The organism is Pseudomonas sp. TH15, assembly GCF_016651105.1.
Lineage (GTDB): Bacteria > Pseudomonadota > Gammaproteobacteria > Pseudomonadales > Pseudomonadaceae > Aquipseudomonas.
On the sequence record NZ_JAEKEL010000001.1, the window covers coordinates 2,323,795 to 2,341,872 of the forward strand.

An 18,078-nucleotide genomic window follows, 5' to 3' on the forward strand; every position below is an offset into this window, starting at 1 on the left:
AGGTACTGCGCCGTCCTTGTGGGAGCGAGCCTGCTCGCGAAAGATTTCTGCAGACGACGCCAATCGTCAGTTTCTACCCGCCCGCTTTAAACCTTTTTCCTTTTATGTGTTCTAGTTATCACTCGACAGTTTGCGAAGTGGGTAATGCGCCACTAAACTGCCATCACTGATACCGAGCATGCACTTATGCGTATAGACGGCCTTTCCTCTCAGTCCTACCCCATCAAGCGCAAGCCTCGCAAAGGCAATGTCGCGCTGGATGAATCCGTCGATGACATCGACGGCGAGCTGGAATTTCCGACTGAAGAGCAACTGGCCGCCCGCGCTGCCAAAGCCTCCGCACAACGCTTGAGCAATCTCCCCGCCCGTCAGCAAGACATGATTTATCACCGCGCCATGAGCAAAAGCGTAGCGATGGCCCTGGCCAGCTACCTGAGCACCGCCGGTTTTGTCGATTGGGATGCTGATGTGCTGGGCCTCGACCTGTACATCTGATGCTGCTGCCTTACTACCTCGGCTGCCCGTCCTGGAGTGAAAACGCCTGGCGCGATTACCTCTATCCGCAAGACGCCAAACCCGCCGAATTCCTGAATCTCTATTCCCAAGTGTTCAACGCCGTCGAAGGCAACACGACCTTCTACGCGAGCCCGTCTGCCGCCACCGTGCAGCGCTGGGCCGAGATCATGCCCGAACACTTTCGCTTCACCGCCAAATTCCCCGGCGACATCAGCCACAGCGGTGACCTGCGTGAACAACTGACCGCTGCCGAAACCTTCCTTCAACTGCTCAGCCCACTGGGCGAGCGGGTTTCCCCGGTCTGGCTGCAATTATCCAAAAGCTTCACCCCGCAACGACTCTCCGAGCTGGCCGGTTTTATCGACGCCGTCGACCGACCGCTGGCGGTCGAAGTGCGGCATGACGCATTCTTTGCCAAGGGCGATGCCGAACGCATGCTCAATCGCCTGCTGCTGGACCGCGGTGTCGAGCGTATCTGCCTCGATCCACGCGCGTTGTTCAGCTGTATTTCTACCGACCCTTCGGTGCTCCACGCCCAATCGAAAAAGCCCAAAGTGCCAGTGCGCCCGGCGGCATTCACGCAATTTCCGCAGGTGCGTTTTATCGGCCATCCGCAGCTTGAGGCCAACGATCCATTCCTGGTGCCGTGGGTCGAGAAAATTGCCGTGTGGATCGAAGAGGGTCGTACGCCCTATATCTTCCTGCACACCGCCGACAACCTGTTGGCGGCGAAACTGGCGCAACGTTTTCACGCCAAGCTGATGACGCGTTTGCCTGGCTTGCCGCCGCTGCCTGAGCTATACAGAGAACCCGCCGCGGAGCAACTTGGTCTGCTCTGAGGTGGATTCTTCCTCTTCTCAGGAGCCTGCCAATGGATGCGCAAACCCTTCGAGCCCAGGCGTTCAAAGCACTGCATGAACGCGCGGGGGCTTTTGTCATTCCCAACCCTTGGGACGCCGGCTCGGCGAAAATGCTCGCCAGCCTTGGCTTCGAGGCGCTGGCGACCACCAGTGCCGGTTATGCTTTTTCTAACGGTCGTGCCGATGGTGCGTTGACCCTCGACGACACCCTGCTGAACGTCCAGGCGGTTGTTGCGGCCACGGATCTGCCGGTGGCGGTCGATCTGGAAAACGGCTTCGCAGACGACCCGGCCGAATGTGCGCAGAGTATTTTGCGCGCAGCGGCGGCGGGCGCTGTCGGCGGCTCGATCGAAGATGCAACTGGCCGTGAAGAGGCGCCGATCTACTGCTTCGAACATGCCGTGGCGCGTATCGAAGCGGCGGTCGCGGCGGCGCGTAGCCTGCCTTTCCCATTCATGTTGACGGCCCGGGCCGAGAATTTTCTGCACGGCAATCCTGATCTCGCCGACACCATCCGCCGCTTGCAGGCGTTCGCCGAAGCGGGCGCCGACGTGTTGTATGCGCCGGGTCTGCGCAGTGCCGAAGAGGTGTTGGCGGTGGTCCGTGCCGTGGCGCCGAAACCGGTCAATGTGTTGATGTCCGGCGGGCGCAAGTTGACGGTCGAGGAACTGAGCGATATGGGCGTCAAGCGCATCAGCGTCGGCTCGGCGCTAGCCCTTGCGGCGTATGGCGAGTTCTTCCGCGCGGCTGAAGAGATCAAGACGTCGGGCACGTTCAGCTTTACGTCGCGCTCCATGCCGTACGCGCAGGCCAATAAGTTTTTCAAAGGCTGAGCATGGCGCGTTGGCTTGCACTCAGCGTATTGCTGATCATCGGCGCCGCGTTGGTCAGTGTCTGGCGCGGTTGGCTGGACATCCCGCCGGAGTGGAATCCATGGGCGCCACTGGACGTTAAAGCCACGCCCAATTGGCTGACCGGCTATAAGCTGATGCGTTTGCGTGGTGACCCCGACCTCTGCGCGCAGGCGCTGGCCAGCTCCAATCTGCGCGTCACACGACAATCCGACAGTCCCGACGCCAAGTGCCCGCTGATCGGCGCTTTGCGCGTTCAGGGCGGCGAGGTGGCCCTGAGCAGCAGTTTCCTCGCCAGTTGCCCGTTGGCGGTAGCGTTTGCCCTGTTCGAGCGCCACGCCTTGCAGCCAGCATCTCAGGCGGTTTACGGCCAGGCCGTGACGCGGGTCGATCACCTCGGCAGTTTCGCCTGCCGCAACATGTACAACCGCGAGCACGGCGCCCGCAGCCAGCACGCCAGCGCCAACGCGCTGGACATCGCCGGTTTTCGCCTGGCCGACGGCCGAACGATCAGCGTGCTCAAGGATTGGCCCAAGGATAATCAGGACGCGCGGTTCCTGCGGCAAGTGCGTGACGGCGCCTGCGACATGTTCAGTGTGGTGTTGAGCCCGGACTACAACGCCGCCCATCGTAATCACTTTCATCTGGATGTCGGGCCGTGGTGGGTGTGTCGCTGAAAGCTTAAGCGGCGATGCGCAGGTTCTGCAGAACGATCGGGCGAGCCCAGCCGTTATCGAAATCGAGTTGTTTCTGTTGCTCCACCAGCTCTGCGGGCGAGAACGGCGGGAACGGCTTGTCCAGCAGGTGCAGTTCGAACTCGGCGATTGGCAGGTGCAGCGGACGTTTCTGCGGCGCGGCGCCAGGTTCCGGTACAGGTTGACCGTTGTTGATCACCACCGGACGTACCCAGCTGCTGTCGAAATCCTGCTGCGCTTGCTGGGCCTTGAGCTCTTCCGGCGGGAACGGTGGGAAAGGTTTGTCGGCCAGGTCCATTTCGAACTCGGCAATCGGCAGGAACAGCGGCTCTGGCGGTTTGACTTCGGTTTCAACCACGTCGCATTCACGCTGGGAAACGATGTGCGCCAACAGCTCGCTGCCGACGGTCGGCTCGACCGGGCTTTCCAGATCAACCGGTGGAAAGGTACCGCACGCAGGCACAACATCGCTCGACTGTTCGGACAGGGCCTGGGCAAAAAAATCTTGCCACAGGTGACTGACGCCGCTCAGTGCCTGGGAGTTTCGCAGGCCATAATCGCCATGACGCGATATGTAGCCTACGGATGTGCGTTGAATGTCTGACATTTCTCTCGGTCGACGCTCAGGTCTGGCAAAATGCTCGATAGTTTTGTTATCGGCCGTTTTTGCCGATCATTAATTTTTTGAGCGTTTTTTCCCATGATTGAGCAACCCGCGGCCTGCCGCATCCATGTCGAGGCTTCGGCCCCGGCGTTTCAGCCACAGGCCGAGCAATGGGCCGAACGCCTGGGCCTGCCTATGCAAGTGGATGACGGCGAGTTTGCCCTGCAGGTCGGCGAGCAGGGCTTGCAGCTCCAGCAACTGGGGCCTGACGCGCCGGGGCCGGTGCGGGTGGACTTCGTCGAGGGTGGCGCGGCGCATCGTCGGTTGTTCGGTGGCGGCACCGGGCAGATGATCGCCAAAGCGGTCGGCATCGCCCAAGGCGTGCGCCCACGGGTGCTGGATGCCACGGCGGGGTTGGGTAAGGATGCGTTCGTGCTGGCGAGCCTGGGTTGCGAAATGAGCCTGATCGAGCGCCAGCCGCTGATCGGCGCGTTGCTTGAGGATGGCCTGGCCCGTGGCGCGGAAGATTTCGACGTGGCGCCCATCGTGGCGCGGATGCGTTTGCTCAAGGGCAATTCAATTGAAGTGATGCGCAATTGGGAAGGTGAGCCGCCGCAGGTGATCTACCTCGACCCGATGTTCCCGCATCGTGAGAAAACGGCATTGGTGAAGAAGGAAATGCGTCTGTTCCGCCCGCTGGTGGGCGATGACCCGGATGCGCCGGCATTGCTCGAAGCGGCATTGGCATTGGCCAGCCACCGGGTGGTGGTCAAGCGCCCGCGCAAGGCGCCATGCATTGAAGGGCCGAAGCCGAGTCATGCGCTGGACGGGAAATCCAGCCGGTATGACATTTATCCGAAGAAAGCGCTCAAGCCTTAAGACCGAGTCGCCCCCCCATCGCGAGCAAGCTCGCTCCCACATTGGATTTGTAGCGTTCACAAATCCCCTGTGGGAGCGAGCTTGCTCGCGATAGCGTCCTTCAAAACACTACAAAATGATCAGGCTGTCCCAGGCCGATAAGCCCGCATAAATAACCCCACCACTTCCCGCACATGGCTCTCGGCCGCGTCCCCTTCCAGCGGTTCGCCGCAGCCATACAGCAAGCGAAAATTCCCCGCGCCCTTGAGCAGGCAAAAGAAATGCTCGGCCGCATTGCGCGGTTTATCGATGCCCAGTGCACCGGTCTGATCAATTTTGCTCAGCAACCGCTCCATCCCACTCAACATGCGCTCTGGCCCGGCTTCGAAGAAGATCAGCGAAAGCTTCGGGTCCTGGCTGCCCAGCGTCATCATCAAACGATGCAGGTTCACCGATTCATCGCTGTTGATCAGTTGATGAAAGCCGCGGGCGATGTTCAGCAGCACCGTTTCCACCGCGATGCCGTCGGGCAATTCGAAAAACAGCGGTGGCAGTTGCTCTTCGCACTTGGCCACCACGGCAGCGGAGAACAGCGTCTCCTTATCGTTGAAGTGGCTGTAGACCGTCAGCTTCGACACCCCGGCCTCGGCGGCCACGGCATCCATGCTGGTGCTCGCGTAACCCTTCGTCAGAAACAGAATTTTCGCCGCGTCGAGGATGGCCTGGCGCTTGGCCAGATCCTTGGGGCGGCCCGGACCGTTAGGTGCTGAAAGATTGTTCGACATTATTCGCTTTTAATACTGGACTGGTGAGTTTGCTATTAATAACATACCGGCCAGTATAATTATTCCAAGCACCATTAGCGAAAGGTCCTTCACCATGTTCCGCTATGCCTTGCCCCTCGCATTGCCAGTCAGCCTGGCTTTTTTATTGTCGGCGTGCGGTCACGACGAGGCGCCGCAAGTCAGCGTGCGCCCGGCCATGGTGGTTCAGCCAGAGCCTTCGGCCCAGGCGATGGAAAGCTATCCCGGTGAAGTTCGCGCCCGTTACGAGCCGGATCTGGCGTTCCGCATTGGTGGCAAAGTCAGCCGACGACTGGTCGAGGAAGGCCAGCGGGTCAAGGCCGATCAGCCGTTGGCCGAGCTCGATCCCCAGGACGTACGTCTGCAACTGGAAGCCACTCGCGCCCAGGTGACCGCCGCCGAGGCCAACCTGAGCCTGGTCCGCGCCGAACGCGATCGCTACAAGACGCTGATGGACCGTCAGATGGTGAGCCGCTCTGCGTACGACAATTCTGAAAACCTCTACCGATCCGGCGAAGCACGCCTCAAGCAGATCAAAGCCGAGTTCAACGTCTCGACCAATCAGGCCAGCTACGCCGTGCTCCGCGCGCCTCAGGACGGTGTGGTCGCCAAACGCGCGGTCGAAGTCGGCCAAGTGGTGGCCGCCGGGCAAACCGTGTTCACGCTCGCCACCGATGGCGAGCGTGAAGTGTTGATCAGCTTGCCGGAGCAAAGCTTTGGGCGCTTCAAGGTTGATCAGCCGGTGACGGTGGAGCTCTGGACCCAACCCGATCAACGTTTTACCGGGCGCATTCGTGAACTGTCGCCGGCGGCCGATCCCAAATCGCGGACCTTCGCCGCGCGTATTTCCTTCACCTCCGGCAAAGTCCCCGCCGAACTTGGCCAGAGTGCCCGAGTGTTTATCCAGACCGCCCAGGTCGTGCCGCTGTCTGTGCCGCTGTCAGCCGTCACCGCCGAAAACGGAGCGACCTACGTGTGGATCGTTGGCGCCAACAACACCTTGAAAAAAGCCCCGGTGCGGATCGGTGCCTTCGGTGAGAAAACCGTACCGGTACTCGAAGGCCTGAACGCCAGTGACTGGGTGGTGGCCGCCGGCGTTCATGTGCTTCACGACGGGCAGCAAGTGCGCCCGGTGGATCGCTCCAACCGCGTGGTTAATCTGGCGGCCAAGGAGTAATCCCCGATGGGTTTCAATCTTTCCGAATGGGCGCTGCGTAATCGCCAGATCGTACTGTTCCTGATGCTCTTGCTGGCAATTGTCGGCGCGCTTTCCTACACCAAACTCGGCCAAAGCGAAGACCCGCCTTTCACCTTCAAGGCTATGGTGGTTCGTACCAGCTGGCCTGGGGCGACGGCCCAGGAAGTGTCGCGCCAGGTGACCGAGCGCATTGAAAAGAAGCTGATGGAAACCGGCGAGTACGAGCGCATCGTTTCGTTCTCGCGCCCCGGCGAGTCCCAGGTGACCTTCATTGCTCGCGACTCCATGCATTCGGCGCAGATCCCGGATCTCTGGTATCAGGTTCGCAAAAAGATCAGCGACATCCGCCAGACTCTGCCACCGGGCATTCAAGGCCCGTTTTTCAACGATGAGTTCGGCACCACCTTCGGCAATATCTACGCCCTGACCGGCGACGGGTTTGACTACGCGGTGCTCAAGGATTACGCCGACCGGGTGCAGATTCAACTGCAACGGGTCAAGGATGTGGGCAAGGTCGACCTGCTTGGCTTGCAGGACGAGAAGATCTGGATCGAACTGTCCAACGTCAAGCTCGCCACCCTCGGGCTGCCACTGGCGGCAGTACAGCAAGCGCTTGAAGAGCAGAACACGGTGTCCACCGCCGGGTTCTTCGAAACCAGCAGCGAGCGATTGCAGCTACGGGTCACCGGGAATTTTCAGACGGTCGACCAGATCAAGAACTTCCCGATCCGGGTCGGTGATCGTACATTTCGTATCGCCGATGTCGCCGACGTGCGTCGCGGCTTCAACGATCCACCGGCGCCGCGCATGCGCTTCATGGGCGAAGACGCCATCGGTCTGGCCGTGGCCATGAAGGACGGTGGCGACATTCTGGTGCTCGGCAAGGCTCTGGAAGGCGAGTTCGACCGCATCCAGAAAAACCTCCCCGCCGGTATGCAACTGCGCAAGGTCTCGGACCAGCCGGCCGCGGTAAAAACCAGTGTCGGCGAATTCGTTCAGGTGCTGGTCGAAGCCCTGACGATTGTGTTGCTGGTGAGCTTTTTCTCCCTCGGCGTGCGCACCGGGATGGTGGTGGCATTGACCATTCCACTGGTGCTGGCGATGACCTTCGCCTGCATGTATTACCTTGGTATCGGCCTGCACAAGATTTCCCTCGGCGCACTGGTACTGGCCTTGGGGTTGCTGGTGGATGACGCGATTATCGCCGTGGAAATGATGGCGATCAAAATGGAACAGGGCTTCGACCGGATCAAAGCCGCCAGCTATGCCTGGACCAGCACCGCGTTCCCGATGCTCACCGGCACGTTGATCACCGCCGCCGGGTTCCTGCCGATTGCCACTGCGCAATCGGGCACTGGTGAATACACCCGCTCGATCTTCCAGGTGGTGACCATCGCACTGCTGGCGTCGTGGGTGGCCGCCGTGGTGTTCGTGCCGTACCTGGGGGAAAAACTCCTGCCGGACCTGGCGAAAATTCATGCCGCCAAACACGGCACCGGCGACGGTCAACCCGACCCTTATGGCACGCCGTTCTATCAGCGCGTCCGGCGCTTGGTCGAGTGGTGTGTGCGCTGGCGCAAAACCGTGATCCTGCTGACCGTGGTGTTGTTCATCGGCTCCATCGTGCTGTTCCGTTTCGTGCCGCAGCAGTTCTTCCCGGCTTCGAGTCGTCTGGAGTTAATGGTCGATCTGAAACTGGCGGAAGGCGCGTCCCTGAGCAACACCACCGAGAAGGTTAAACGCCTTGAAGGCCTGCTGAAGGAACACGCTGGCATCGACAATTACGTGGCTTACGTCGGCACCGGTTCACCGCGCTTTTACCTGCCGCTGGATCAGCAACTGCCGGCGGCGAGCTTCGCCCAGTTTGTCGTCCTGGCGAAAACCATCGAGGAGCGCGAAGCCCTGCGCACCTGGCTGATCGAAACCCTCGACGAACAATTCCCGGAACTGCGTTCGCGAGTCACGCGGCTGGAAAACGGTCCACCAGTGGGTTATCCGGTGCAGTTTCGCGTTACCGGCGAGCACATCGAAGAAGTCCGTGCGCTGGCGCGTAAAGTCGCGGCCAAGGTTCGCGAGAACCCGCACGTGGTCAACGTCCATCTGGACTGGGAAGAGCCGAGCAAAGTGGTTTACCTGAACGTCGATCAAGACCGCGCCCGGGCACTCGGCGTGAGTACCGCCAACCTGTCGAGGTTTTTGCAAAGCTCGCTGACCGGTTCCAGCGTCAGCCAGTACCGCGAAGACAACGAGTTGATCGAAATCCTGCTGCGCGGCACCGTGCATGAGCGTACCGAATTGTCGTTGCTGCCGAGCCTGGCGGTGCCGACGGACAACGGAAAAAGCGTTGCCCTGTCGCAGATCGCGACCCTGGAATACGGCTTCGAAGAGGGCATCATCTGGCACCGCAATCGCTTGCCCAACGTGACGATTCGCGCCGACATCTACGGCAAGGAACAACCGGCGACCCTGGTTCAGCAGATCATGCCGACCCTCGACCCGATCCGCGCCGAACTGCCCGACGGCTACTTGCTGGATGTCGGCGGTACGGTGGAAGACTCGGAGCGCGGGCAGAACTCGGTGAAGGCCGGTGTGCCGCTGTTTATCGTGGTGGTGCTGACCTTGCTGATGTTGCAACTGCGCAGCTTCTCACGCACGGCGATGGTGTTTCTGACCGCGCCATTGGGGTTGATTGGCGTGACGTTGTTCCTGTTGGTGTTCGGTCAGCCGTTCGGCTTCGTCGCCATGCTCGGGACCATCGCGTTGTCCGGGATGATCATGCGTAACTCGGTGATCCTGGTGGATCAGATCGAGCAAGACATCACCGCCGGGCTCAAGCCTTGGCAAGCGATCATCGAGGCGACAGTAAGGCGGTTCAGGCCGATTGTGCTGACGGCACTTGCCGCGGTGCTGGCGATGATCCCGCTGTCCCGCAGCGTGTTCTTCGGGCCGATGGCGGTGGCGATCATGGGCGGGTTGATTGTGGCGACGGCGTTGACGCTGTTGTTCCTGCCGGCGCTGTATGCGGCGTGGTTCCGGGTTCGGCGGGAGGCTTGATTTTTTGGGCTTGGCGGCCTTTGGGCCGACCATGCTTTGGGTGTTCTTGGTTAATATCCGTTTTTTGGGGTGCGGCGGCTGGCGGTTCCGCCCTTACGGCGGGTCACTTTTTCAGACGCCAAAAAGTAACCAAAAGGCTGGGCCCCGGCGTTCGGCCCGCTCGCTGGGGCTCGGGGTTCCTTCGCTCCGGAATTGATCCGGGGGCATCGCTTCCGGTTTGCTTCGCTGCACCTCCTTTCGATGCATTCGACTCCGTCGAACGGCGCTGCGCGCCCACCCCCGGATCAATCCCTCCACTCAGCCTGCCGAAGGGGCCAGTACGGCAAGATCAAGAGCTTTGTCGAGCTTGCGCTCATCCGGTGCAGAAGCTGCCGAAGGTTGCGATCTTTTGATCTTGGCTTCGCAGGAGCTGAGCTTGCTCGCGAAAGCGACCTGCCAACCGATCAATTTCTCCCCGCCTGCACCCGACCCAATTGTAGGAGCCGAGCTTGCTCGCGAAGACGGCCTGCCAACCGACCCATTTCTCCCCGCCCGCATCCGACCCAATTGTAGGAGCCGAGCTTGCTCGCGATGACGGCCTGCTAGCCGACTAATTTCTCCCTGAATATCCTCTACTTTCTTCCTACATCTTTTTCAGAAACCTCTGATATTGAGCCCGTGTCCCTCGGGTGTTGTACTTCTGCCTCTGCTTTCACAGCCCTCGAGCACACCTTCTGATGAAAAAGCCGCCAGTCTCCAAGGGCAGATCCGATCCCGTGTTCGACCTGTTGGCGCGCCCACCGCACAAGCAGCGTCTGGCGGATTATCTGGCGTTGCTTAAACCTGTTGATGATCAGGGGCGTTATCTGCCGTTCGAGGCACTGCGCTATCGCTGGGCACCCGGTTTGGATGTCAATTTGTGTTGGGCTTTGGTCAAAAAGGCGCGGGTGGCGCAGTACGTCAATCTGCTGCCACTGGGGGACCCGGTGCACTGGGGGAAATATCTGCTGACGCCGTTGGCGCAGATGACGCTTTCGGTGGTGGATCGGCAGACGACTACCGCCGCCCTGGATGACATGACCCGTCGGATCGGCGAGCGGGCGCATTTCAGTTATCTGCTTAATGATCTGATCGAGGATGAGGCCATCGCCAGTAGCCAGTTGGAGGGCGCGGCGACCACTACACGTGTCGCCAAAGACATGCTCAAGCACCAGCGTCAGCCGCGTACGCCGGATGAGCGCATGGTGATGGGCAACTACAGGATGATGAACTTCGCTTGGGAAAGACGCTATGAGCCCATGAGCGTGGATTTGATCGCAGCGATGCATCGGGTGGGCGTGGAGGGGATTGCTGACGAGCAATATTCTCCGGGCGTTTTCAGGACAAATGATGAGGTGGTTGTCCAGGACGGTTCAGGCAACACGGTACATCGTCCACCGCACGCTGCTGGGCTGATTTTGCGCTTGGAGAGGTTGTCGAACTGGATCAATTTGCCCCAAGGATTACCTCAGGACAGGCGTTATGTGCATCCGCTGATCAAGGCGATCACGCTGCATTTTGCTTTGGGCTACGAGCACCCCTTTCGCGACGGTAACGGGCGGGTCGCGCGGGCGTTGTTCTACTGGTTGATGTTCAAAAACGAATTCGCCGCGTTTCGTTACATTGCGATCAGTTTGCTGCTGCGCAATGCGCCGGTGAAGTATGGGCGGTCTTATTTGCATACCGAGGCGGACGAGCTCGATCTGACTTACTTCATCGAGTTTCAGTGTTCGGTGATTCAGCGAGCCGTGAGCCGGCTCACGGACGTTTACCGCAACAGCGTGATTTACTCCGATGCCTTAACGTCGAGCAATGCAGCCTGACACTGACGAAACAAACCCTGTAGGAGCAGCCTTCGGCAGCTCCTACAGAGTCAGAACCTACAGCGTGCCAAAGACTTTCTTCGCCAGGCTGGTCGCCGCAGCGGCCGGGTTCTGGCGGATGGTTTCTTCTTGTTTGCCGATCATTTCGAACAGGCCATTCAATGCCTGTTCGGTCACGTAGTTTTCGACATTTGCGCTCTTCGCATCGACAACACCGAATGCAGCAGCCTGGCCGGCGAAGGAGTTGTACTTCTGCGCAACGCCAACCTTGTCGGTCGCCTGTTTGACGATCGGCAGGAACTTGGCGCGGATCTGTTCGCGGCTGGTTTTGTCCAGGTACTGGGTGGCCGAGTCCTTGCCGCCGCTGAGAATGCCCTTGGCATCGGCCACGCTCATCTTTTTCACCGCATCCACGAGGATCGGCTGGGCCTGCGTCACGGCGGTTTCAGCCGCTTTGTTCATGCTGGTTTCCAGCTGATCGACCTGGTCGCCCATCCCGAACTGCTTCATTTTTTTCGCGACTTTGCCCAGCTTGCCCGGCAGTTCGATCTTCACGTCCGGGTTGTTGCTGAAACCGCCAGGGGCGCCCAGTTGCTTGACAGCGATTTGCGCGCCTTGGGTCAGCGCGTCCTTGAGGCCGCCAGTGGCATCGTTTTGCGACAGGTCACTGAGGGACAGCGCCAGGGCGTTGGCGGAAATCATCAAGCCTGCGCACAGGCCGGCAAAGCGAAGGGTAGGGCGGAACATGGCAGCTTCCTTGATCTTGAGCGGAATTTAACGAACGGCGTCGACGCGGATTTTCAGCGGTTGCGGATCGTTGCCGTCGAGTTTTACGGCGTGGTTTTCGGTGGTGATGAACATCAGTTCGCCGTTGACTTCGATCCGCGCACTGACCGAGTAACGATGGCCAGGTTTGACCTGCGACGGATCGTAGCTCAGATGAAACGGTAGCGGCACCTGGCCTTTGACCGGGCCTTTCTGTTCGTCGATGACTACGGCTGGGGCGTCGGCCAGGGACACGTCCTGCAGGCTGACACTCAACGTGGCGCTTGGCGGCAAAGCGATGCGTTGCAGGTAGAACACTTCGCCATCGAGGCTGGTTTTAGCGGCGGGGTGCATGGATTGGCAGGCTCCCAGTAGCGCGGTCATGGCCAATAGAGAGAGTTTTTTCATCGAATATCTCCAATTAATGTGGGAGCGGGCTTGCTCGCGAAAGCGGTGCGCCAGACAACACAGATGTTGAATGTTGAACCGCCTTCGCGAGCAAGCCCGCTCCCACAGGGATTTCATCAAGTCTCGGGTTGTGTGGCGACCTGGTCCGCCGCATCTTCACTGCGATGCAACGCCACCTGACGGATCGACAAGCGAATCTCCGCCGGCAATACGCGTTTGGCCGCGCCTTCAGCCAGTTCGCCGAGCTGCGCGTGATAGCTCAGCTTCCCGGCTTCGTCGCGACGCAGCACGTCGAGGTCGAGCAAGGTCTGGATAAAGTGACGGAACAGGCTCTTGTCGAAAAACTCCGGGGCGTTCAAACCGTGGAGGATCGACAGGCGCTGGGCCATGACGGTGCACAGGTCTTCCAGTTCTTCGGCGCTAATACTGTTCTGGCCGCTGTTGAGCAGCAAGGAAACAGTCATGTAAAAACGTTGCAGGGTCTGGGCGATGCTTTTCGACAGCAGCGTCAGCAGTACGAAATGCCGCGAACTCGGTGCCGGACGCAGGTACACATCGTTCTCGAAACGCAGCAAGCCTTGCTCGACGAAGGCTTCGAGCCACTGATCGACCACGCCATCCAGCTCATCCATGGACCAGCGAATGAAAAGCTCTGATTGCAGGTACGGATACAGCGCGCGGGTGTAGCGCAGGATCTGTTCGCGGCTCATGCGCGACGCACTCTGGAAGAAACTCGCCAACAGCGCTGGCAAGGCGAAGATGTGCAGCACGTTGTTGCGGTAGTAGGTCATCAGGACAGCGTTCTGCTCGTCCAGGTACAAAATCTTGCCCAAGGCATCACTCTGTTCGGACAGCAGGTCCATGTCCTTCACGTGCTCGATTAGCGCCCGACCATCGCCTTCCGGCAACGTGGTGTGCGGCGAGTACGGGACCTTGCGCAACAGCGCCAGATACAGATCAAGCACCCGCGCCATGGCGCGATCATCCAGGGCCAAACGGCTGGTGGACAGCAATGCCAGCGCCACCAGGTTCACCGGGTTGATCGCCGCCGCTTCGTTCAGATGCTGCGCGACTTTCTCGCCGAGGCGGTTGGTGGTTTCGTTGAGCCAGGCCGGTTTGAACTGCGGGCCAAGCTCTTGGGAGCGCCAGTCGGGTTGTTCACTGTCTAGGAACTCCGCCAGTTTGATCGGTTCGCCGAAGTTCACCGCCACTTGGCCGAAGCGCTGCTTGAGCGCGCCGATGACTTTGAAGATGTCGAAGATCGATTCTTTCTTCTTGGTCGCGCCACGCAGTTCGCCGAGGTAGGTCCGGCCTTCCAGAACCCGCTCGTAACCGATGTACACCGGGATGAACACGATCGGCATCCGCGACGAACGCAGGAAGCTGCGCAGGGTGATCGCCAGCATCCCGGTTTTCGGTTGCAGCATGCGCCCGGTGCGCGACCGGCCGCCCTCGACGAAGTACTCGACCGGGAAGCCTTTGGTGAACAGAGTGTGCAGGTATTCGTTGAACACCGAGGTGTAGAGCGGGTTGCCCTTGAACGTGCGGCGCATGAAGAACGCACCGCCGCGACGCAGCAGGCTGCCGATCACCGGCATGTTCAGGTTGATCCCGGCGGCAACGTGCGGCGGAGTCAGGCCATTGCGGAACAACAGATACGAAAGCAACAAGTAGTCGATGTGGCTGCGGTGGCAAGGCACATAGATCACTTCGTGACCCTGGGCGACTTTCTGCACACCTTCGATGTGGTTGACCTTCACCCCGTCGTAAATCTTGTTCCAGAACCAGCTCAACACTACTTCCAGAAAACGGATCGCGGTGTAGGTGTAGTCCGAGGCGATCTCGTTGCCGTAGCGCAGGGCCTGGGCCTTGGCTTTCTCCGGGGAGATGTTTTCACGCTCGGCTTCATCGAGGATCGCTTGTTTGACCAAGGGCTGATTGAGCAAGCCTTTGACCAGGTTTCGGCGGTGGGAAATGTCCGGACCGATCACCGCGGCTTTCAGGTTGCGGAAGTGCACCCGCAGGATCCGCTGAGCCATGCGCACGGTGCGTTCGTGGCCCTTATTGTGGTCGATCAGTTCGCGCAGATGGATCGGCGCCGAGAACTGCACGCGGGTCTTGCGCCCCAGCACGATGATGCTGAGCAAGCGGCGCAGACGCCCGGTGACCGCCCAACTGTCGGCGAACAACAGCTTCCACGGGCTGGATTCGCTGTCCGGCGACTGGCCCCAGAACACGCTGACCGGGATGATCTGCGCGTCTTCGGCGGCGTTCTGGCTCAGGGCGCTGACCAGGCGGGTCAGGGTCGGCGGCGCGCCGCGTTTGTCCTGGCGGCCGAGCCAGTCGGGCTCGGGTGTCAGGTAAAAGAACGCGGCGGGCTCCAACAGATTACCCACCGACACCGGCAGCACCGGGCGCGGCAGGCCGGCTTTGGTGCACTCGGTGTCGACCACCGCGAGGTCGGTCAGCGAAGGGTTTTGCAGGACGTAGAACACCGGACGGCTGCGGTCGAGGTTGAGGGTAAGGGACGACTGGTTGATCGTCTCCGAGCGAACCCAGAGGTACAACAGTCGGCGCAGGGTGCCAAACACAAGACGGCGAAACGGGGAACGGGTCATACGGCTTCTGCGTGAGTGAATAAAACCGAGCGTTTGCTCGGGAGGCCGATAGTGTGCCGGATTCATCGAAAATCGGCAAAAAAGCGGCTAAGTAAACTTGAGTTGAGAGTTTTGGCGGCTGTCATATACTCGACCGCTCAAAATAAAAAGAAGGGGGTAACGAGACATGGCTACGCGCGAAACCGGCAATGTAAAGTGGTTCAACGATGCCAAGGGCTACGGCTTCATTCAACGCGAGGACGGGGTGGACGTGTTCGTGCACTACCGTGCGATCCGCGGTGAAGGCCACCGCTCGCTGGCTGAAGGTCAGCAGGTTGAGTATGCCGTAGTGACAGGCGAGAAGGGGTTGCAGGCTGAGGATGTGGTGGGGCTGTAAGCTTTAAGATCAAAAGATCGCAGCCTTCGGCAGCTCCTACAGGTGTACACATGACCCTGTAGGAGCTGCCGAAGGCTGCGATCTTTTTGGTTTTACACGGTTTTCCAGGTGATCTCTTCTTCACCGTCAACGCTGATTCGCATCCAGCGATCGGCCAATTCTTCACCTTCTTCCTCGACCCACGTACCCGGCGCGCAACGCACTTCGACGTTCAGCGCGGCAAAGGCTGCGCGGGCGCAGGCGATATCGTCTTCCCATGGGGTCTGGTCGCTGTCCAGAAACAGGCTGTTCCATTTGCCGACGGCTTTTGGCAGCCAGGTCACTGGCACGTTACCGGCCTTGCATTTGTAGGTCTGGCCTTTCTGTACCCAGTCGGTGCACGGGCCCAGAGCGGCGCCCAGCCAGGCGGCGACGGCTTTGTAGTCGACGTCGGCGTCTTTCAGGTAAATCTCGATATCGGGTTGGCGCATGGATGTCCTCACTGCGGTCTTGAAAAATCCATTCGCGGATTTAGCCGGTCCACGGCAAATGCCGTAGACCCAGAAATTGAAAAGTTACTGAAGAATAAAGTAATCGTAGCGCATCGAAACCGTGGTTTCGAACGGCTCGACCTGCTCGATGACTGCCGCTCGGCGTTCAGCGCTGGCGCGCCAGCCGTGGGGCGTCATGGCCAACAGGTTGGCGCGGTCCTGACCACTTTCCAGCGTCAGTTTGAATTCCAGGGTTTCGCTGTGCGCCAGCGCCATGCCTTCCGGCACCAGGGCCAGGTGCTTGTCGTCGGTGTATTCACGCACTTCGTCGTACAGGCTTTCGCGCAATTCCATCAGGTGGCCGCTGGTCGGGCCGACCTTCATCAAGCCGCCGCCAGGGCTGAGCAAGCGTTTGGCTTCTTCCCAGTCCAATGGGCTGAAGACGCTGGCCAGAAACTGGCAACTGCCGGACGCCAACGGCACCCGCGCCATGCTGGCGATCAACCAGGTCAGCGCCGGGTTGCGTTTACAGGCGCGTTTGACCGCTTCCCGGGAGATGTCCAGCGCGTAGCCGTCAGTATTCGGTAAGGCCTCGGCGATTTGCGCGGTGTAGTAACCCTCGCCACAACCGATGTCGAGCCAGCGCTGCGGCGCGTACTGCGCCGCCAGTTCCGCCAGACGCTTGGCGACCGGCGCGTAATGGCCAGCGTTCAAGAAATCGCGTCGGGCCTCGACCATTGCCAGGTTATCCCCAGGGTCGCGGCTGTTCTTATGCTGCACCGGCAGCAGGTTCAGATACCCCTGGCGCGCGCGGTCGAAACGATGCCCGGCGGGGCAGGCCACGCCGTTGTCCACCGCGTTCAGCGGTTCACTGCAGATCGGGCAGGCCAGCATCAGGCGAGCAACTTGATCAAGGTCTGGTAGTAGATTTCGGTCAGCACATCGAGGTCGGCGGCCAGCACGCGCTCGTTGACCTGGTGAATCGTCGCGTTGACCGGCCCCAGCTCAACCACTTGGGTGCCCATGGTCGCGATGAAGCGCCCGTCCGAGGTGCCACCACTGGTGGAAGCCTTGGTCTCGCGACCGGTGATGTCCTTGATGCTCGATGCCACGGCATCCAGCAGTGCGCCCGGTTCGGTGAGGAACGGCAGGCCCGACAGCGCCCAATCCACGTGCCAGTCCAGGCCATGCTTGTCGAGGATATCGGCCACCCGCTTTTGCAGGCCTTCGACGGTGGATTCGGTGGAGAAGCGGAAGTTGAACACCGCCACCAGATCCCCCGGAATCACGTTGGTCGCGCCAGTGCCGGAGTTGACGTTGGAAATCTGGAAACTGGTCGGCGGGAAGAAGTCGTTGCCGTGGTCCCAATGCTCGGCGGCGAGTTCCGCGAGTGCCGGGGCGGAGAGGTGGATCGGGTTCTTCGCCAGGTGCGGATAGGCCACGTGGCCCTGAATACCGCGTACGGTCAGCTTGGCGCCGAGGGAACCGCGACGGCCATTCTTGACCACGTCACCGACCAGGGTGGTGCTCGACGGTTCGCCGACGATGCACCAGTCCAGACGTTCTTTACGGGCGGCGAGGCGTTCGATCACAGCCTTGGTGCCGTGGTGCGCCGGGCCTTCTTCGTCACTGGTGATCAAGAAAGCGACCTTGCCCTTGTGATCCGGGTAGTCGGTGACGAAACGCTCGGCGGCGACGGTCATGGAGGCGAGGCTGCCTTTCATGTCTGCCGCGCCACGGCCGCAGAGCATGCCGTGTTCGTCGATCACCGCGTTGAACGGGTCGATCTGCCAAGCGGTTACCGGACCGGTCGGGACAACGTCGGTGTGACCGGCGAAGCACAGCACCGGACCGTCGTGTTTACCGTGGGTGGCCCAGAAGTTATCCACATCTTCGATGCGCATCGGTTCCAGTTTGAAACCGGCATCGCCCAGGCGCTGCATCATCTGCTTCTGGCAATCGGCGTCGACCGGCGTCACGGACGGACGGCGGATCAGGTCGATGGCGAGTTGGAGGGTCGGCGAAAGGTCGGCGTGGGCCGTCATGGAAAACTCCGAAAAACATGAATTTGGGCGCGGACTAAAATGTGGGAGCGGGCTTGCTCGCGAAGGGGCCATCACTGGCGCCAAAAGCTTCGCGAGCAAGCCCGCTCCCACAGGTA

General features: G+C 60.3%; 17 protein-coding genes. 9 read left to right on the plus strand and 8 right to left on the minus strand.

The genetic code is table 11. The features are described 5' to 3' along the window. Window positions 1-186: 186 nt before the first annotated feature. The 4 genes from JFT87_RS10385 to JFT87_RS10400 are packed head-to-tail and all read left to right on the plus strand — an operon-like array spanning window position 187 to window position 2,904. Window positions 187-495 carry a hypothetical protein gene (locus JFT87_RS10385; RefSeq protein ID WP_201200986.1) on the plus strand — a complete coding sequence of 103 codons (309 nt, stop codon included), beginning with the start codon at window positions 187-189 and terminating at the stop codon, window positions 493-495. Then, window positions 495-1,355 carry a DUF72 domain-containing protein gene (locus JFT87_RS10390; protein WP_201200988.1) on the plus strand — a complete coding sequence of 287 codons (861 nt, stop codon included), beginning with the start codon at window positions 495-497 and terminating at the stop codon, window positions 1,353-1,355. Before JFT87_RS10385 ends, JFT87_RS10390 begins: the two co-directional genes overlap by 1 nt. A gap of 32 nt (window positions 1,356-1,387) precedes the next feature. Beyond that, complete coding sequence (locus JFT87_RS10395) at window positions 1,388-2,209, plus strand: isocitrate lyase/PEP mutase family protein (RefSeq protein ID WP_201200990.1); 822 nt, start codon at window positions 1,388-1,390, stop codon at window positions 2,207-2,209. Window positions 2,210-2,211: 2 nt separating this feature from the next. Then, the gene (locus JFT87_RS10400) at window positions 2,212-2,904 is read left to right on the plus strand and encodes an extensin-like domain-containing protein (RefSeq protein ID WP_201200998.1); all 693 of its coding nucleotides are present in this window, start codon (window positions 2,212-2,214) and stop codon (window positions 2,902-2,904) included. A 4-nt stretch (window positions 2,905-2,908) separates the two neighbouring features. On the opposite strand, the gene JFT87_RS10405 is transcribed toward JFT87_RS10400, so the two are convergent. Continuing rightward, on the minus strand, window positions 2,909-3,529 hold the full coding sequence (locus tag JFT87_RS10405; protein WP_201201000.1) for an energy transducer TonB: 621 nt from the start codon (window positions 3,527-3,529) through the stop codon (window positions 2,909-2,911). A gap of 93 nt (window positions 3,530-3,622) precedes the next feature. Here JFT87_RS10405 and JFT87_RS10410 point away from each other — a divergent pair, with 93 nt between their 5' ends. Then, window positions 3,623-4,405, plus strand: coding sequence for a class I SAM-dependent methyltransferase (locus JFT87_RS10410; protein WP_207200186.1), 783 nt, complete (start codon window positions 3,623-3,625; stop codon window positions 4,403-4,405). Between the two features lie 119 nt (window positions 4,406-4,524). On the opposite strand, the gene JFT87_RS10415 is transcribed toward JFT87_RS10410, so the two are convergent. Continuing rightward, window positions 4,525-5,169 (minus strand): TetR/AcrR family transcriptional regulator, encoded by a 645-nt coding sequence (locus JFT87_RS10415; RefSeq protein ID WP_201201002.1) that lies wholly within the window; start codon window positions 5,167-5,169, stop codon window positions 4,525-4,527. Window positions 5,170-5,263: 94 nt separating this feature from the next. On the opposite strand from JFT87_RS10415, the gene JFT87_RS10420 reads away from it, so the two are divergent. The 3 genes from JFT87_RS10420 (at window position 5,264) to JFT87_RS10430 (ending at window position 11,280) form a co-directional block, all read left to right on the plus strand. Beyond that, a complete protein-coding gene (locus JFT87_RS10420; RefSeq protein WP_201201005.1) occupies window positions 5,264-6,364 on the plus strand; it encodes an efflux RND transporter periplasmic adaptor subunit in 1,101 nt (366 codons plus the stop codon). Between the two features lie 6 nt (window positions 6,365-6,370). Beyond that, a complete protein-coding gene (locus JFT87_RS10425) occupies window positions 6,371-9,439 on the plus strand; it encodes an efflux RND transporter permease subunit (protein ID WP_201201007.1) in 3,069 nt (1,022 codons plus the stop codon). Between the two features lie 716 nt (window positions 9,440-10,155). After that, window positions 10,156-11,280, plus strand: a complete 1,125-nt coding sequence (locus tag JFT87_RS10430; RefSeq protein ID WP_201201009.1) for a Fic family protein — start codon at window positions 10,156-10,158, stop codon at window positions 11,278-11,280. Between the two features lie 57 nt (window positions 11,281-11,337). On the opposite strand, the gene JFT87_RS10435 is transcribed toward JFT87_RS10430, so the two are convergent. The 3 genes from JFT87_RS10435 to plsB all read right to left on the minus strand — a co-directional run bounded on the left by JFT87_RS10435 (window position 11,338) and on the right by plsB (window position 15,071). Continuing rightward, window positions 11,338-12,027, minus strand: a complete 690-nt coding sequence (locus tag JFT87_RS10435) for a DUF4197 domain-containing protein (RefSeq protein ID WP_201201011.1) — start codon at window positions 12,025-12,027, stop codon at window positions 11,338-11,340. Window positions 12,028-12,054: 27 nt separating this feature from the next. After that, complete coding sequence (locus JFT87_RS10440; RefSeq protein WP_201201013.1) at window positions 12,055-12,453, minus strand: YbaY family lipoprotein; 399 nt, start codon at window positions 12,451-12,453, stop codon at window positions 12,055-12,057. A 116-nt stretch (window positions 12,454-12,569) separates the two neighbouring features. Next, complete coding sequence (gene plsB / locus JFT87_RS10445) at window positions 12,570-15,071, minus strand: glycerol-3-phosphate 1-O-acyltransferase PlsB (RefSeq protein ID WP_201201022.1); 2,502 nt, start codon at window positions 15,069-15,071, stop codon at window positions 12,570-12,572. Window positions 15,072-15,237: 166 nt separating this feature from the next. Between plsB and JFT87_RS10450 the strand changes: the two genes are divergently transcribed. Beyond that, window positions 15,238-15,447, plus strand: coding sequence for a cold-shock protein (locus tag JFT87_RS10450; RefSeq protein ID WP_010462862.1), 210 nt, complete (start codon window positions 15,238-15,240; stop codon window positions 15,445-15,447). 92 nt (window positions 15,448-15,539) lie between these two features. Here JFT87_RS10450 and JFT87_RS10455 read toward each other — a convergent pair whose 3' ends face one another. From JFT87_RS10455 to dapE, 3 genes are all read right to left on the minus strand, one after another. Further along, a complete protein-coding gene (locus JFT87_RS10455; protein ID WP_201201024.1) occupies window positions 15,540-15,917 on the minus strand; it encodes a hypothetical protein in 378 nt (125 codons plus the stop codon). An 84-nt stretch (window positions 15,918-16,001) separates the two neighbouring features. After that, window positions 16,002-16,811 carry a putative RNA methyltransferase gene (locus tag JFT87_RS10460; protein ID WP_201201025.1) on the minus strand — a complete coding sequence of 270 codons (810 nt, stop codon included), beginning with the start codon at window positions 16,809-16,811 and terminating at the stop codon, window positions 16,002-16,004. After that, on the minus strand, window positions 16,811-17,962 hold the full coding sequence (dapE, locus tag JFT87_RS10465) for a succinyl-diaminopimelate desuccinylase (RefSeq protein WP_201201027.1): 1,152 nt from the start codon (window positions 17,960-17,962) through the stop codon (window positions 16,811-16,813). Before dapE ends, JFT87_RS10460 begins: the two co-directional genes overlap by 1 nt. Between the last annotated feature and the right edge of the window lie 116 nt (window positions 17,963-18,078).

Coding starts and splice junctions, on each gene's coding strand:
- JFT87_RS10395 (WP_201200990.1), top strand. CDS start 1,388: ATGGATGCGCAAACCCTTCGAGCCCAGGCGTTCAAAGCACTGCATGAA.
- dapE (WP_201201027.1), bottom strand. CDS start 17,962: ATGACGGCCCACGCCGACCTTTCGCCGACCCTCCAACTCGCCATCGAC.
- JFT87_RS10455 (WP_201201024.1), bottom strand. CDS start 15,917: ATGCGCCAACCCGATATCGAGATTTACCTGAAAGACGCCGACGTCGAC.
- JFT87_RS10435 (WP_201201011.1), bottom strand. CDS start 12,027: ATGTTCCGCCCTACCCTTCGCTTTGCCGGCCTGTGCGCAGGCTTGATG.
- JFT87_RS10400 (WP_201200998.1), top strand. CDS start 2,212: ATGGCGCGTTGGCTTGCACTCAGCGTATTGCTGATCATCGGCGCCGCG.
- JFT87_RS10450 (WP_010462862.1), top strand. CDS start 15,238: ATGGCTACGCGCGAAACCGGCAATGTAAAGTGGTTCAACGATGCCAAG.
- JFT87_RS10385 (WP_201200986.1), top strand. CDS start 187: ATGCGTATAGACGGCCTTTCCTCTCAGTCCTACCCCATCAAGCGCAAG.
- JFT87_RS10410 (WP_207200186.1), top strand. CDS start 3,623: ATGATTGAGCAACCCGCGGCCTGCCGCATCCATGTCGAGGCTTCGGCC.
- JFT87_RS10420 (WP_201201005.1), top strand. CDS start 5,264: ATGTTCCGCTATGCCTTGCCCCTCGCATTGCCAGTCAGCCTGGCTTTT.
- JFT87_RS10425 (WP_201201007.1), top strand. CDS start 6,371: ATGGGTTTCAATCTTTCCGAATGGGCGCTGCGTAATCGCCAGATCGTA.
- JFT87_RS10440 (WP_201201013.1), bottom strand. CDS start 12,453: ATGAAAAAACTCTCTCTATTGGCCATGACCGCGCTACTGGGAGCCTGC.
- JFT87_RS10415 (WP_201201002.1), bottom strand. CDS start 5,169: ATGTCGAACAATCTTTCAGCACCTAACGGTCCGGGCCGCCCCAAGGAT.
- JFT87_RS10460 (WP_201201025.1), bottom strand. CDS start 16,811: ATGCTGGCCTGCCCGATCTGCAGTGAACCGCTGAACGCGGTGGACAAC.
- JFT87_RS10405 (WP_201201000.1), bottom strand. CDS start 3,529: ATGTCAGACATTCAACGCACATCCGTAGGCTACATATCGCGTCATGGC.
- JFT87_RS10390 (WP_201200988.1), top strand. CDS start 495: ATGCTGCTGCCTTACTACCTCGGCTGCCCGTCCTGGAGTGAAAACGCC.
- JFT87_RS10430 (WP_201201009.1), top strand. CDS start 10,156: ATGAAAAAGCCGCCAGTCTCCAAGGGCAGATCCGATCCCGTGTTCGAC.
- plsB (WP_201201022.1), bottom strand. CDS start 15,071: ATGACCCGTTCCCCGTTTCGCCGTCTTGTGTTTGGCACCCTGCGCCGA.